The sequence below is a fragment of the Mycobacterium sp. IDUB_39 genome (genome assembly GCF_055419205.1).
Genome location: NZ_JBVAXF010000003.1, coordinates 225,625 through 240,073 on the forward strand (window position 1 = coordinate 225,625; position 14,449 = coordinate 240,073).

At 66.5% G+C, this 14,449-nt stretch carries 15 protein-coding genes; 8 read left to right on the forward strand and 7 right to left on the reverse strand.

The features are described 5' to 3' along the window. Positions 1 to 166 precede the first annotated feature (166 nt). Positions 167 to 727 carry a hypothetical protein gene (locus ACZY0X_RS12995; protein ID WP_463770946.1) on the forward strand — a complete coding sequence of 187 codons (561 nt, stop codon included), beginning with the start codon at positions 167 to 169 and terminating at the stop codon, positions 725 to 727. Between the two features lie 6 nt (positions 728 to 733). Here the strand turns inward: ACZY0X_RS12995 and ACZY0X_RS13000 are convergent, their stop codons facing one another. From ACZY0X_RS13000 to ACZY0X_RS13010, 3 genes are all read right to left on the reverse strand, one after another. Continuing rightward, positions 734 to 2,980 carry a molybdopterin-dependent oxidoreductase gene (locus ACZY0X_RS13000; protein ID WP_463770947.1) on the reverse strand — a complete coding sequence of 749 codons (2,247 nt, stop codon included), beginning with the start codon at positions 2,978 to 2,980 and terminating at the stop codon, positions 734 to 736. Next, a complete protein-coding gene (locus ACZY0X_RS13005) occupies positions 2,977 to 3,540 on the reverse strand; it encodes a TetR/AcrR family transcriptional regulator (RefSeq protein ID WP_463770949.1) in 564 nt (187 codons plus the stop codon). The genes ACZY0X_RS13000 and ACZY0X_RS13005 overlap by 4 nt, the downstream gene beginning before the upstream one ends. A 146-nt stretch (positions 3,541 to 3,686) precedes the next feature. Continuing rightward, a complete protein-coding gene (locus ACZY0X_RS13010; protein ID WP_463770950.1) occupies positions 3,687 to 4,820 on the reverse strand; it encodes a nitronate monooxygenase in 1,134 nt (377 codons plus the stop codon). Positions 4,821 to 5,014: 194 nt separating this feature from the next. Between ACZY0X_RS13010 and ACZY0X_RS13015 the strand changes: the two genes are divergently transcribed. Together ACZY0X_RS13015 and ACZY0X_RS13020 are read left to right on the forward strand one after the other, a co-directional pair. Next, a complete protein-coding gene (locus tag ACZY0X_RS13015) occupies positions 5,015 to 5,656 on the forward strand; it encodes a fatty-acid--CoA ligase (protein WP_463770952.1) in 642 nt (213 codons plus the stop codon). Next, positions 5,656 to 5,838, forward strand: a complete 183-nt coding sequence (locus tag ACZY0X_RS13020; protein WP_463770953.1) for a (2Fe-2S)-binding protein — start codon at positions 5,656 to 5,658, stop codon at positions 5,836 to 5,838. Before ACZY0X_RS13015 ends, ACZY0X_RS13020 begins: the two co-directional genes overlap by 1 nt. Here the strand turns inward: ACZY0X_RS13020 and ACZY0X_RS13025 are convergent. Beyond that, positions 5,798 to 6,535 carry an HAD family hydrolase gene (locus ACZY0X_RS13025; RefSeq protein WP_463770954.1) on the reverse strand — a complete coding sequence of 246 codons (738 nt, stop codon included), beginning with the start codon at positions 6,533 to 6,535 and terminating at the stop codon, positions 5,798 to 5,800. The two genes, ACZY0X_RS13020 and ACZY0X_RS13025, sit on opposite strands and share 41 nt — an antisense overlap. Positions 6,536 to 6,746: 211 nt before the next feature. Between ACZY0X_RS13025 and ACZY0X_RS13030 the strand changes: the two genes are divergently transcribed. Further along, positions 6,747 to 7,139, forward strand: a complete 393-nt coding sequence (locus tag ACZY0X_RS13030; RefSeq protein ID WP_463770956.1) for an STAS domain-containing protein — start codon at positions 6,747 to 6,749, stop codon at positions 7,137 to 7,139. Between the two features lie 67 nt (positions 7,140 to 7,206). Beyond that, the gene (locus tag ACZY0X_RS13035) at positions 7,207 to 7,647 is read left to right on the forward strand and encodes an ATP-binding protein (RefSeq protein WP_463770957.1); all 441 of its coding nucleotides are present in this window, start codon (positions 7,207 to 7,209) and stop codon (positions 7,645 to 7,647) included. Here ACZY0X_RS13035 and ACZY0X_RS13040 read toward each other — a convergent pair. Then, positions 7,644 to 8,720, reverse strand: coding sequence for an NAD(P)H-dependent amine dehydrogenase family protein (locus ACZY0X_RS13040; RefSeq protein ID WP_463770959.1), 1,077 nt, complete (start codon positions 8,718 to 8,720; stop codon positions 7,644 to 7,646). The two genes, ACZY0X_RS13035 and ACZY0X_RS13040, sit on opposite strands and share 4 nt — an antisense overlap. A gap of 98 nt (positions 8,721 to 8,818) precedes the next feature. Between ACZY0X_RS13040 and ACZY0X_RS13045 the strand changes: the two genes are divergently transcribed. Beyond that, a complete protein-coding gene (locus ACZY0X_RS13045) occupies positions 8,819 to 9,562 on the forward strand; it encodes a glucose 1-dehydrogenase (protein WP_463770960.1) in 744 nt (247 codons plus the stop codon). A 9-nt stretch (positions 9,563 to 9,571) separates the two neighbouring features. Here the strand turns inward: ACZY0X_RS13045 and ACZY0X_RS13050 are convergent, their stop codons facing one another. Next, positions 9,572 to 10,411, reverse strand: a complete 840-nt coding sequence (locus ACZY0X_RS13050) for an alpha/beta fold hydrolase (protein ID WP_463770962.1) — start codon at positions 10,409 to 10,411, stop codon at positions 9,572 to 9,574. A 59-nt stretch (positions 10,412 to 10,470) separates the two neighbouring features. Between ACZY0X_RS13050 and ACZY0X_RS13055 the strand changes: the two genes are divergently transcribed. After that, complete coding sequence (locus ACZY0X_RS13055; protein ID WP_463770963.1) at positions 10,471 to 11,103, forward strand: TetR/AcrR family transcriptional regulator; 633 nt, start codon at positions 10,471 to 10,473, stop codon at positions 11,101 to 11,103. Positions 11,104 to 11,202: 99 nt separating this feature from the next. After that, positions 11,203 to 13,968, forward strand: coding sequence for a glycoside hydrolase family 2 protein (locus ACZY0X_RS13060; RefSeq protein WP_463770964.1), 2,766 nt, complete (start codon positions 11,203 to 11,205; stop codon positions 13,966 to 13,968). Here ACZY0X_RS13060 and ACZY0X_RS13065 read toward each other — a convergent pair. Then, positions 13,965 to 14,438, reverse strand: coding sequence for a DUF309 domain-containing protein (locus ACZY0X_RS13065; protein ID WP_463770965.1), 474 nt, complete (start codon positions 14,436 to 14,438; stop codon positions 13,965 to 13,967). The two genes, ACZY0X_RS13060 and ACZY0X_RS13065, sit on opposite strands and share 4 nt — an antisense overlap. Between the last annotated feature and the right edge of the window lie 11 nt (positions 14,439 to 14,449).

Consider the following 14,449-nt stretch of genomic DNA (forward strand, 5'->3'; position numbering starts at 1 on the left):
AACGTGTTCTCCTCACCCCGCGGTGCGGGTTGAGATGCGCGGCCGGTGGACTGCTGTAACGATTGGCCGGTGAAAACGGAAGAACGCGTCAACTACCGTCGGTAACATCTGTCCCAGCCGCAACTCCCGGGAGGCCACCGTGATGGGCGTCAACATGCCAAGTTTTGTGACCGCAGCCGTAGGCGGAGCAGCGTGCGCGCTGATGGCGCTCGCTGGCTCCGGTATGGCGAGCGCCGATCCGATTCCGCCGATGCCGCCGCCCGCGCCCGCCGGCGAGGCCCCACCCGCAGCGCAGGCACCACTGCCGGCAGAGGCGGCGCCTCTGTCGACCGCGGCGGGTGAGAGTCCGGCGGCGGCGGGAATTCCGGCGGCGGGGGAGATCCCGAAGCCCGAGGGCGTCCCACACCTGGCCAGTCCCGATGCTCTGCCGCCGGGCTCGACGATGGATCCGTCCGCGCAGGGCAACGAGCGTCCCAATGTGAGCTACCTGAAGGATCTCTGGCATGCCGTGCAGAGCCAGGAGATCAGCGGTAAGGAGGCCCTGATCATGGGCCTGGCGCAGCGCGGAATGAACACGCCGTACCCGGAGCAGGCCGCAGGCCCGAACGTTCCCCTCAGCCCGGTGAACCCGGCGGCCCCGCTTGATCCGCAGGCCGCGCCGACCCCGCCCGGTGCACCGCTCCCGCCGCCGGCTCCGGCCCCGCTGTCTCCTGCGCCGGCTCCCTGACGGTGATCAGTGCGTGAGGACCGCCTCGGCGACGGCCTCGATCCTGGCCGGCACGTGCTTGTGCCATGGCGTCCCGGCATAGGCGTCCCGCCAACCCGTTGACGTCAAGGCGTTCGGCGCCACGCCCGGGGTGTGCGAGTGCCCGTCTGCGTCGACGTGGTCCACGCCGTAGCCGTTGGGCAGCGACACGTGACCCGGCAACATCACGTCGGTCACCTCGACGGTGGCCACTGCTGAACCCCCCGCGGTGGTGACTCGGGCCCGACCCCCGTCGACCAGGCCCAACATGGCGGCGTCGGTGCTGCTGATCCGTAGCGCACCGTCGGTGTCGCGCTTGCGCCAGGACGGGTCTCGCAGGATGTCGTTGGCGGTGTAGGCGCGGCGCTCGCCGGCCGAGAGCACCATCGGGAACTCGCCCGTGGTCAGGACCGATGCCGCGGTACGAAGCGCCGCGACCTCGGCCAACATATCGGGCATCTCGAGCGCGATACGGCGATCGGCGTGCGTGATCAACGCGAAGTCGTCCTCATACTCGTGCTCGGTGAACATCACGCCGGAACGACTGTTCAGAATGGCCTCGAACAGCGCGTTGCCGTCGGCATGCCCGGCACGCTGCACCGCGGCGGGATACGTCATCGCCGCCTTCTGGGCTAGCCCCCACAGCGCCGCGGCCCCGGACAGTCCGTCGGGAAGGCTCGGCCCCAACGTCTCGTAGAGCACGAACGGCAGCACCCGACCCAGTGCCGGGTTGCCACTGACCGCGACGAGGAAGGCCTCGGTGTACGCCTCCAGACCGCGTTGGGCAGCGGCGCGTAGCGGTCGGAGTTCCTCGTCGCTCACGACACCGAGTGCACGGACCAGCCGGGCCCAGATCTCCGGCTCGGCCAGGGTTCCGGGTAGCGGATCCATCAGGGGGTGCCGGAGGTGGAAGGCGTTGTGCGGGAACTCGAGATTGAAGAACGTCGCCTCGGGCTTCTCGAACTGGCTCGCCGCGGGAAGGACGTAGTCGGCGAGGCGCGCCGTCTCGGTCATCGCGACATCGATGACCACCAGTAGCTCCAGCGATTGCAGCGCTTCACGCACGGCCGCCGAATCGGCCACCGAGTGGGCCGGATTGCTGCTCTCGACGATCATCGCGCGGAACCGGTCCGGGTGGTCGGTGAGGATCTCCTGCGGCACCACATTGCTCGGGACCAGTCCCGCGATGATGGGCGCTCCCGTGACGGGCGTTCGTCCGACACCTCCGCTGCTGAACAGCGGCGCGAACGACGAGTGAAGATGCTGTCCACCGCGTTTGGCGAAGTTTCCGGTGAGGATCCACAGCATCTTGTTGAGGTAGGAGCACACCGTGCTGTTGGGCGCCTGCTGAATGCCCAGATCCTCGAACACCGACACGCTGGCGGCGGCGGCGATCCGGCGGGCGGCGGCCCGGATCAACTCCTCGTCGACACCGCACTCCTGCGCGTAGTCCGCGATGGGCACCTCACGCAGCACAGCGCGCACGGCATCCGAGCCCGTCACGTGCGCGTCCAGGAACGCCTCATCACAGAGGTCCTCGGTCACCAGCACCGCGGCGAGGGCGGCAAGACACCACGCGTCGGTGCCGGGCCGCACGCGCAGGTGGAAGTCCGCCAGCTTCGCCGTGTCGGTGATGACCGGGTCGATGACGATCATCGACCGCCGCGGGTCCTTCGCGATCTCGTTGAGCACCACCCGTGCGCGCGGGAAGCTCTGTGACATCCAGGGGTTCTTGCCGACGAAGACTGACACCTCGGCATGCTCGAACTCACCGCGCGTGTGCCCACCGTAGAGGTGGGAGTCGACGAGGAACTCGCCAGTCTTCTCCTGGGCCAACGCATTCGAGCGGTAGCGGGAGCCGATCGCCTTGAGGAACGCGCCGCTGTACGCGCCGCCGAGGTGGTTGCCCTGACCGCCGCCGCCGTAATAGAAGATCTTGTCGCCACCGTGCTCATCGCGGATTCTGCTGAACCCCTCGGCGATCTCGGCGATCGCCGTGTCCCAGTCGATCTCCTCATAGGTGCCGTCATCGCGACGACGCAGCGGCGACGTCAGTCGGTTGCGGTTGTTCTGGTAGTGGTCGAGCCGCAACGCCTTGTTGCAGGTGTAACCCTGCGACGCGGGATGGTCCTTGTCACCGCGAATCTTGGCGATGGAGCGGTCCTCAATCTGAACGACGATGCCGCAGTTGCACTCACACAGGATGCACGCGGTCGACTGCCAGTCAGTGGTCATTGTCGGGACTCCTTGGACTCTGCCGCCACCGTGGCGCGCAGGTGCCGGTGGACAATTTCGAGGGGTTTGGTGTCACGAGTGGAGCGGGCGACGACGATCGCGCCCTCGATCGATGACATGAACAGCATCGCGAGTTCCTCGGCGCGGTCCGCCGCGACACCGTCGTGTGTCAGCCGGTCGGCGATCAGGCCCGTCCACCGGGTGAACGCGGCTGCGGCGCGTTCGATGACCTCGGGGTTGTCGGCTTCCACCGCGACGGCGACGACGGGGCAGCCGGCCCGGTAACCGGACTCCACCAGCTGCGTCCGGAACCCGTCAATGATGTGGTCGATCGCCTCGAGACTGTTTGCGGCACTGGCGATTCGGTTCGACGTGAAGTCTGCGGCGTAGTCGACGGCCTCGCACAGCAGCTGCGTCCGGCCACCGGGGAAGTAGTGGTAGGCCGACCCGCGGGGCGCGCCGCTGTGTTCGAGAACATCGGCGATCGCCGTGGAGTGGGCGCCGCGTTCGCGGATCAGCAGCGCGGTCGAGATGACCATCCGTTCGCGAGGCGTGACCACGTCGAGAATCCCTTCACCGGTGGACTATGTATGTCACCTTACATAATCGACACTGGGATCACACCGAGAGCGACGAAATGGCTGCGTGAACCTAGGTTCACGCAGCCATTTCGTAGGTTTCGACTACAGGCCGGACGGCCGTTAGCTCAAGCGCCGGCTGCCTCGTTGAGGTCGTTCAGCGTGGTCGTCGCCTCGAGGTACTCCTGTACCCATCGCTCGATGACGGCAGAGGTCTTCTCGACCTTATGGAACTGACCGACGACCTGGCCGACAGGGTTGAACGCGACGTCGACCGTCTCGTCGGGATACTTGTGCGTCGCGGAGACCGCAAGCCCGGACACCATGAACTGAAGCGGCATACCGAGCGGCTTGGGGTTGTCCGGGTTCTCCCAGGCGTCGGTCCAGTCATTGCGCAGCATGCGGGCCGGCTTGCCGGTGAACGAGCGGCTGCGCACGGTGTCGCGGCTACCGGCCTTGATGTACGCCGCCTGCTGCGCCTGGGTGTTCTCGGCCTCCTCGACCATGAGCCACTGCGAACCCGTCCACGCGCCCTGGGCGCCGAGTGCCAACGCCGCGGCAATCTGCTGTCCGCTGCCGATTCCACCCGCGGCGAGCACCGGAATGGGGGCGACCTCCTTGACCACCTGGGGCCACAGCACGATCGAGCCGACCTCGCCTGCGTGCCCGCCGGCCTCGCCACCTTGGGCGATGATGATGTCGACGCCCGCGTCGGCGTGCTTGCGCGCCTGGCTCGGCGACCCGCACAGCGCGGCGACCTTCCGGCCCTCGGCGTGGATGTGCTCGATCATGTCGACGGGGGGCGTGCCGAGCGCGTTGGCGATCAGCGTCATCTTGGGGTGCTTGAGGGCGATCTCGACCTGCGGGGTGGCCGTCGCCTCGGTCCAGCCGAGCAGGCGCAACGTGCTCTCGTTGTCCTCCGCGGTGAGCGGGACACCGTGATCGAGGAGGATCTTCTTGGCGAAGTCGAGGTGCTCCTGGGGCACCATGTCCGCAAGCATCTTGCCCAACTCGTCGGCGGACAGGTTCGAGTCCATGCCCTCGTACTTGTTGGGCACGACGATATCGACGCCGTAGTTGTGGTCACCAATGTGCTCGTCGATCCAGTTCAGTTCGATCTCGAGCTGCTCGGGGGTGAAGCCGACCGCGCCGAGCACGCCGAAGCCGCCGGCCTTGCTGACGGCTACCACGACGTCACGGCAGTGCGTGAAGGCAAAAATCGGAAACTCGATGCCGAGTTGATCGCAGAGGGAAGTGTGCATGCCAGCTCCTAGGTGGGGCGTCAGCGGGGGAAAAGTGAAACGTGTTCTAGTTTAGTAGACCACGCGCGACTCGGGAACAGATGACGCCGTCCCGCCGGCGAGTGTCGATGCTCGACACCGGCAGGTAAGCCCACTACCGTTTTTTCGATCGTCGCTAGCCAGATGATCGTGTCGCCGAAGGAATGCAGGCCGTGATGCATTGGCTCAACCACTCGCTCGTTGTCTCCTCGGACTACCGCATCCCCGACCCCGATCGGGTGGCGCCGCTTCTCGAACGACGGCAGGACATGCTCGCCGAACTGGGCGCGCACCACGTGCTGGTGTACACGTCGACCAGCGACCCGGAGCGGGTGATGGTGATCATGGCGATCCACACGCGTGACACCGTGCTCGAACTGCTGCGGTCGCGGGTGTTCTTCGACTGGTTCGACGCCGTCGGAGTCCAGGACATCCCCGCACTGTTCGCGGGTGAGGTGGTCGACAGCGTCGACCTGGTCGGCGAGACCAACCCCTCCGCGCCGGAGACCATGGTGTCGGTTGTCACGCCCATCGAGGACATCACCGCGCTGATCGCGCACATTCACGCCACGCTCGATGACCTGCGGGCGGCCGGGGTGCGAAATCTCCTGGTGTTCAGCGCCTTTGACAACCCTCACGAAGCCATGATGGTGTTCCGGATCGACGACGAGAGCCATGCCCGGCACTGGCTGCGCGACACCGACCTGTCCTCGGAGTGGCTGGGCAAGGCCGGCATCGGGGCTTACCCACCGGTATTCGTCGGCAGGTTGCGCCGGGTATTGCAGATCGCCGAGCGGGACTCAACGGGCGGATCCTGATGTATGTGTGCCTGTGCGCGGGCATCACGAACCAAGCCGTCGCCGAGGCCGTGTGCGCAGGCGCTCGTACCTCCAAGGACATAGCCGACGCGTGCGGCGCCGGTTCGGAGTGCGGCAGGTGCCGGCGCACCGTGCGCGCGATCATCGATGCCCAAACAGCCGCCGACCGCCCCGCTCAGTGAGGTTCAGTACCGGCCAACCATGCTTCGCTGCCTCGGCGGCCAGGCCGGGCCGCGGATTGACCGGTCGGGGCAGGCCCACCTCACGCATCAGCGTGATCTCCTCATCACCGTCGGCATAGAAGTAGCTGCGCTGCAGGGTCACGTCGTTGTCCGCGCAGAAGTGGCGCACCGCCGACGCCTTACGCGCACCCCACACGATGGGCGCCACGATCCCACCGGTCAGCAGACCCCGGTCGTCGACGTCGAAGTGGTTGCAGATGACGTGCTCGATGCCCAGGTAGCGGGCGACGGGCTCGACGTGCATGGTGAGCGCCGACGAACTGAGTGCCACGGTGTGACCGCGCTCCTGGTGGGCCGCAACGATGTCGCGCATCACGTCGAAGACCCGCTCCTCGATGTGATTTCGGAACAGGTACTCGCCGAGGTCCGCGAGCTCGTCGGCCGACTCTCCGCGCAGATAGCCCGCCGCACGGACGAGGAGTCGTTCGAACTCCATCCGTCCCAGCCGGTACCGCACGGCCGCCTCGATCACGCCGAGCACCTCGCCGATCCGGGCCTGACGTCTGCGGATGCGGTGCCCGGCGTGCGCGGTCGCGGTGAATCCGGACACCAACGTGCCGTCGAGGTCGAAGAACGCGCCGACCCTGGTATCTGATGGGCTCGCCGCGATCTGCGACAGCTGCGTTTGCGGGGTCATCACCTCCATTTGAGCATCGAGGCCCGACGTTCGCCGCCGCGACCGTGGCCGATCGGTGTCGTTTGGCAGCCGATCAACGCATTTGCGCCTCCATCGGCTAGGTTCGAGACCGGCAGTTTTTGTTCTTGCCAGGTTCAGCCTGAAGCCTCGCGAGCATGAAAGTGGTGCCGATATCGCAGCCAGCGGTGCGGCCGAAAAGGAAAGTTGGGCATTGGACGAACAACGCGAAGCAGCGGCCGCGGAAGCGACCTCCTCGTCGGCATCGACGTGTGAGGTCAGCGAGCGGCGTGTTGGTGAGGTGGCCGTGATCGCCCCCTCAGGTGTGGTCGACATGCTGACCGCCCCGCAACTCGAGGCGGCGATCCGTGCAGCCGTGGCGACGAAGCCGACGGCACTGGTCGTGGACCTGACCGCGGTCGAGTTCCTGGCCTCAGCAGGTATGGGTGTAATTGTCGCGACTCATGACGAGGTCGGTTCGACCACCAACTTCTGTGTCGTCGCCGAGGGTCCGGCCACCAGCCGACCCCTCAAACTGGTGGGTATCGCGGATATTGTGCCGCTGTACGCCACGCTCGATGAGGCACTCGCCGCCCTGCAGTCATAAATCCAGCTGCGCGACACGCTTACAGCGCACGCCGATCGGGTAGGCAACCGCTGCCATGATCTATTCAATGCCCATCACCGACGTCGCAGACGCTGAGCGCTTCGAGCGGATCGGCGTCATCGCGGACGCACGTGCAGCAACTCAGACGCGACGTGCGTTCGCCTCCTGGCTGGGACACTTCTTCGAGCTCGATGCCGCGCGGTTCAACGATCTCGTCCTGGCCGTCTACGAGGCGCTCGCCAACAGTGCCGAGTTCGCCTACGTGGGCACAGACGGCACGGGCACCATGGACATCCAGGCACGCTACGACCCGGCGAAGTTCACGATGGTCGTCACCGTGTCGGACCACGGCACGTGGCGCAGTACGCAATCACCGCGAAGTCTCAGTCGCGGTCGCGGCCTTCCGCTGATCGCGGCACTATCGGACCACGCGTCGGTCGATACCACCGACGAGGGCACGCGCGTCCACATGGAGTGGAGCAAGGTGGGCCTCCGGGCCGCCAGCTAGGCGCCCGAGTAGACACCCCTGCCCGTGACCAGCGGGAGATCCAGGGTGGTGCGGATACCAGGCGCGGCCGCGATGACGTCCGGAATCGCGTTCACGATCCGTCCCGCAGCAGCAAGGATCGCCGCGTAGTTGTGGTCGCCGTTGCGACTGGTGGGGCAGACGTCCACCACGTACGACGGTTCACCGACGATCTCGACGCGGTAGGAGCCACCCTCCTGAGCCGGCTGGGCCCAGTCGGGGCGGAGGTCACCGCGCAGGCGGGTGACGTGCTCCACCACGATCACCGGCTCACCCTTGACCAGCCCCTCGATCTGAAAGCGCAGCGCCGCGACCGTGCCCTTGGCGATCCGCCCCACGGCGACGTCGAGGTCCTCGGGTGCGGGCTCCTGTTCCACAGAGTCCCGAATCTCGTCGACCTCGACGCCGAGGCCCGCTGCGAGCGCCCGGATGGCCGTGCCCCAGGCGATGCTGAGCACACCAGGGGAGAACAGCATCGGGAAGTCACCGATCTGGTTGCCGAAGCCCATGACGTCGAACATCACCGTCGCACCGTCGTAGGTGGCGTAGTCGGCGATCTCCATGGTTCGGATCTGCTGGATGCTCTGGCACGTGCCTGCCAGCGCGAAGGGCACCAGGTCGGTCATGAAGCCGGGGTCGACGCCGGTGATGAACACGCTCGAATCGCCTTGGCGTGCAGACTCCTCGACGCGCTCGATGTACTTGTCCGGGATGACCTGCCACGGGTACTGGAGGACCCCGGGAGCCGAGCCGACGACGTCGATACCCGCCTCGAGAAAACACCTGATGTCGGCCATGGCCGCGGGCAGGCGGACATCGCCCATGGCGCAGTACACGACGCAGTCGGGTTTGGCCGCCACGATGACGTCGAGGTCGTTGACGGCGCGTACACCGGTGGAGATCTCCAGGCCCGCGAGATCGCCCGCGTCCCTGCCCACCTTCGCCTCGGACGACACCCAGACGCCGGTCAGCTCGAAGCGGGAATCAGTCACCAATTGCCGTAACGCGAGGCTGCCACAATTGCCGGTGCCGATGAGTGCGACGCGGATCGCCATACCGTTGCCTCCTCCTAGGGATGAAACGCAGTATGCGTGCTGAGCCACTGAATTGGAACAGGTTCTAGTCTCGATTCCGTACGGTAGCCTGACGCCCCATGGGACGGGTAGACGGAAAAGTCGTACTGATCAGCGGTGGCGCACGCGGTATGGGCGAGGCTCACGCCCGGATGCTGGTGGCCGAGGGAGCAAAGGTCGTCATTGGCGACATCCTCGACGAGCCGGGCCAGGCGCTGGCCGACGATCTCGGTGACGCCGCCCGCTATGTCCACCTCGACGTCACCGACGCCGAGCAGTGGGACGCCGCGGTCAAGGTTGCCGTGGACGCGTTCGGTGGTCTGACCTCGCTGGTCAACAACGCCGGAATCGTCGCGTTGGGCAAGATCGGCAAGTTCGACATGGCCAAGTGGCAGAAGGTGATCGACGTCAACCTCACCGGCACGATGCTCGGCATGCAGGCCGTCGTCGAGCAGCTCAAGGCGGCTGGCAGCGGTTCGATCATCAATGTGTCCTCGATCGAGGGTCTGCGCGGCGCGCCTATGGTGCATCCCTACGTGGCGTCCAAGTGGGCCGTGCGCGGCCTGAGCAAGTCCGCGGCGATCGAGCTCGGACCGGACAACATCCGGGTGAACTCGATCCACCCCGGCTTCATCCGGACGCCGATGACCAAGCACTTTCCCGACGATATGGTCACCGCGCCGCTGCGCCGCCCCGGCCGCTCAGAGGAGGTCGCCACGTTCGTGGTGTTCCTGGTCAGTGACGAGTCGTCGTTCTCCACCGGCGCCGAGTTCGTGATGGACGGCGGGCTCGTCACCGACGTGCCGCACCGCGATCTCCTCTAGCCAACCCCGCTAACGCGCTGCCCCGACGGCGGTGATCGCGTTCACCACCGTCGTCGGCGCGTCCAGCGCGACGAAGGTGCGTGCGCCCGGCACCTCGACCATTGTCACGTTCGGGAAGAGCGCCGCGAGCCGCCGGCCGAGCTCGGGTGTGAAGCTGCGGTCCGCTTGACCCCAGACCACGCTCACGGGCTTGTCGAACCGGTGCAGACGGGTGGCGACGTCGGTGAGATCCGTTGCGCGGACGCCTCGTAACAGGGTGGCGAGGTTCTGCGCGATGCGACGGTCGGAGACGCACGGCCTGATCCAGGCCGCGGTGAGGTCATCGTTGCGCTCCAGCAGTAGGCCGTAGCCCAGCGGTGAGTGGCGAAGCGCCGGAATCCGCATGGGGCCTGCCAGCGCCTTGATCGACCGAGGCCCGCGCATCGTCGCGAAGACGACGTTGAACGGGAACGGCGGGAACTTGTCGAATGCGTCGCAGTTGGTCAGGACCAATCGTCCGATGCGGTCCGGGTGAGCGTCGATCAGCAACTGGCAGAGCCCGCCACCGGTGTCGTTGCCAACCAGTGTGACGTCATCGAGGTCCAGCGCGACGATGAAGTCGTGCACCAGTTCGGCGACTGCCGCGGGAGTGCGTAGTACCTCGTCGTCGACCGGGACCGTGTGCGAGCCGAGCGGCAGATCGGGCAGGATGCAGCGATATCCGTTGCGCGCCAGATCTTCTGCCACCCCGGCCCACAGCCGGTGGTCGACGAGGATGCCGTGCACGAACACGACCGGCGGATGAGGGGAGTCGGACGGGCCCAACACGCGGTACTCGATTGTCGCGCCCTGCACTGTCACTTGCGACATCTCAGCTACCCTTCTCTCAAACTTACGAACACTTCGTATGAAAGTTACGTGCACACTGTATGAAAGTCAACGGTCAGCGGACTGCCGCCTCGGCACCGCGTCGCACGCAGGCGCAGCGCACCGCCGCGACGCGGGCCCTGCTACTGGCGGCTGGACGCGAGCTCTTCGCCACGCAGGGCTACGCCGCGGTCTCCACGCAGGCCATCGTCGATGCCGCGGGCGTGACGCGCGGGGCGCTGTATCACCAGTTCGGGGACAAGACAGGCTTGTTCACCGAGGTCTACGAGCAGGCTGAACAGGACATCGTCGCTGCCATCTTGGCCAGGATCGCCGCCGCGGGCCCCACCGACCAACTCGAGGCCATGCGCGTGGGGGCGCGACTGTTCCTGGAGGAGTGCTCGGCACCTGGTGTGCAACGCATCGTGCTGATCGATGCGCCGTCGGTGCTCGGCTGGCAGCGGTGGCGCGAGGTGGGGGAGAAGTACGGCCTGGGTGTGATCGAGGCGATGCTGGCCCAGGCCATCTCCGACGGGGTCATCCCCGAACAGCCATTGCGCCCCACCGCACACGTGCTGCTAGGCGCGCTGGACGAGGCGGCGCTGTTCGTCGCGCGGGCCGATGACGCCGATGCGGCGCTGCGCCAGATGTACTCGGTCTGTGACCGGATGATCAGCGGGATCGCAGGCACCTGACGCGCAGCCGCGCACCCCTGGGCAGAATGGGAGCCCAACCCCGCGCATCGCGCGATCCACCCATGCCCGACCAGAGGGAGACGCGCCATCGCGACCCAGATGCGCCGCACCATCGTGCTGGGCGTCGTCATCTCTCTGCTGCTGTTGGTCGTCTGCGCCGGCGACATCCCACGCTTCTCCGGCCCGGAGTCGGCCTCGGCGCAGATCGAACTCGCCGACGGGTGGCGTCTCGCCTCGGCACGCGACGTCGCCGCGGACGGCGCGGAAGTGTCCCGGCCGGACTACCAGGACTCGGCGTGGCACCAGGTACCCAGCATGCCCGCGACGGTGCTGGCGGCGCTGCAGGACGACGGCACCTACCCCAACCTGTACTACGGCAAGAACCTGCTCGAGGACGTCCCGCAGGACCTCTATCTGCAGGACTGGTGGTACCGCACCACATTCGAGGCGCCGGCGGGCCACAGCACCTACCAGCTGAGTTTCCCCGGCATCAACTACCGCGCCCAGATCTGGCTCAACGGTCACCTCGTGGCCGACGACGACCAGGTGGTGGGCATGTATGTCGAGCACGACCTCGACGTGACGCCATGGATCGAGCCGGGGCGGCCGAACACGCTGGCCGTCAAGGTGACACCGGAGCGCGCCATCCAGGACGTCGACGGCGTGGAGCTCGCCGACAGCTGGTTCGACTGGATCAACTGGAACTATCTGGGATATCAGGGGTCCGACAAGAATCCGGCGAACGGTAACTCCTTCGTCGCCGATCGGAATGCCGGCATCTGGAAACCGGTCTACCTGAGGATGTCTGGGCCCGTGGCCATTGCGGACGCCACGGTCAACACGGAACTGCCGCTGCCGGCCACCGACTCGGCCCGGCTGCATGTGTTCGCCCGGCTGCAGAACTTCTCCACCGAACGTGTGCGCGGCGTGCTGCGGGCCACCATCACCCGGCCGGGTCGCGACACGGTCCGGGTGGAAAAGCCGGTGACTCTCGGGCCCGGCGACGATCGCGAAGTCGGCTTCAGCCCAGACGAGTTCGATGATCTGACGTTGTCAAACCCCGACCTGTGGTGGCCATACACGATGGGTGAGCCCAACCTGTATGACTTGCGCCTGGAGTTTCGTCAGTACAACCGCTCGGTGGACGAGTCGACCCTGCGCTTCGGCGTCCGCACCGTGTCGCAGTTCCGCGACGCCCAAGACCAGTTTCCCGAGCTGGGCCGCGGCGGCAACTTCTACCTCCAGGTCAATGGGCGCGACTTCCTGGTTCGCGGTGCGACCTACACACCTGACCTGCTCTTCGAGCACAATCCCGACCGCGAGGACGCCATCCTGGGCTACACCCGCGACCTGGGTCTCAACATGCTTCGACTCGAGTCGAAGATCCCCACCGAACGCTTCGTGCAGACCGCCGACGAGCTCGGCATCCCGCTGATGGTGGGTTGGATGTGCTGCAACCAGTGGGAGAAGTGGCCACAGTGGGATGCCGAGGATCTCGCGGTCGCCAAGGACAGTCTTCGATCACAGGTTGCGATGTTGCGATCGCATGCCTCGGCATTCGTGTGGGCCAACGCGAGCGACGGACGCCCGCCGCCGCCGGTGATGGACGCCTACCACGGAATTCTGCGAGATCTGCACTGGCAGAACGCCGTCGTTGACAGCGTGTCGTCCTACACCACAGATGAAACGGGTGAACGGCTGTGGGACGGGATCCACATGGCCGGGCCGTACACGTGGCGGCCGCCGACGTACTGGTTCAGCGGCCGGTACCGCGCGGCCCGCGGCGCCTCGGCAGAACAGGGCGACAACGAGCACATTCCGCCATTGGCGAGCCTCAAGAAGTTCATCCCGCCGGACAAGCTGTGGCCCATCAACGACTACTGGTACTTCCACGCCGGCTCCAACCCGGGTAACGCCGCGCTGCGCAGCATCCAGCGGGCGATCAACCGACGCTACGGCTACTCCAGCGGCGCGGAGGAGTTCACTCGCAAAGCCCAACTCGCGCACTATGAGTCGACACGAGCCCAGTTCGAGTCGTTCGCTGCCCTCGGCTGGGCGGACCACAAGATGACGCTCTACTGGATGCTCAACAACCACTGGCCGTCGTTCTTCGGCAACGTCTTCGACTACTACCTGCGCCCCGGCGGCGCGTACTACGGCGCGAAGAAGGGACTGCGACCGCTCTCGGTGGTCTTCGACTCCTACGCCACCGGCGACCACGACGTCGCCAACGTCACCGCGGTGAATCAGAGCCCCAGCACGGCAACGGATCTACGTGTCCGCGTGCGTGCCTACGACCTGCAGGGCAGGGTCCGAGACGATCGCACCAGTGGGCCTCTCACAGTGCCATCGGGTGGCACCGCACCGGCAATGACGTTGCCCCGGCTGGCGCGCGACTCGCAGGTCTACTTCGTCCGCTGCCAACTGCTCGATGACGCGGGCAACGTCATCACCGAGAACGTCTACTGGCAGTCGCAACGCAACGACGATGTCGGAGACCCGAACGAGGACTTCGCCTTCGAGCTGCGCCAGGAGAGCTGGGCCGATATGACCCCGCTCAACCACATGGCCCGCGTACGGCTCGGCGTGACCGCTCAACGCAGCGCCAACGGCGCGGGGCAGAACACCGTGACGATCCGTCTGACCAACCCCACCACCAAGGTCGCGTTCTTCCAGCGCGCGGAGGTCACCGCCACACGCGACGGTGATGAGATCCTCCCGATTGAGTACAGCGATAACTACGTCTCGGTCTTTCCCGGCGAGACCGTCGAGCTGAGGGCCGTCGTGCCGAGCCCGCAGGTGACGGCGAACTGGGTGCGGGTGTCGGGCTACAACTCGGCTCCGGTGCTGGTGCCGGTCGCCTAGCGCGCTTGGCGTCGAACCCCGGGACGTAATCGATCCGCCCCGATCTCGCCGTCGGCCTGCAGGTCGTCGATCAGTTTCTCGGCATAACCGACCAGTCCGACGGTGTCGATATCGTGGGGTGTCCCTGGTTGATCGATGGCCGCGGTTGCGCGTCGCAGCAATGCGAGTGCGCCCTTGCGGTTTCCCCGCTGCACGTGGGTGATCGCCACCGCCAGCTGGGCGAGTCCCTGCCACAGCTCGCGGTCGGCGGGATCGGCCTGCTTCCACATGGCCTCGAAGACCTCGTGCGCGTGGAATGCCTGCCCGCGATCGAGGTAGTCCTGGGCTGCGGTGAGGGCTTCCAGTGGTGTGAAGACGGCGTCCTCTGGGACACGGGGGACGCCTTGCACCCCTCGCGGTAGCGGTCGGCCCAGTTCGTCTCGGGCCCGCGCGTTGCGCGCACGGCCCGACTCATCGCGGTCCCGAGCCATCACACCAGTCT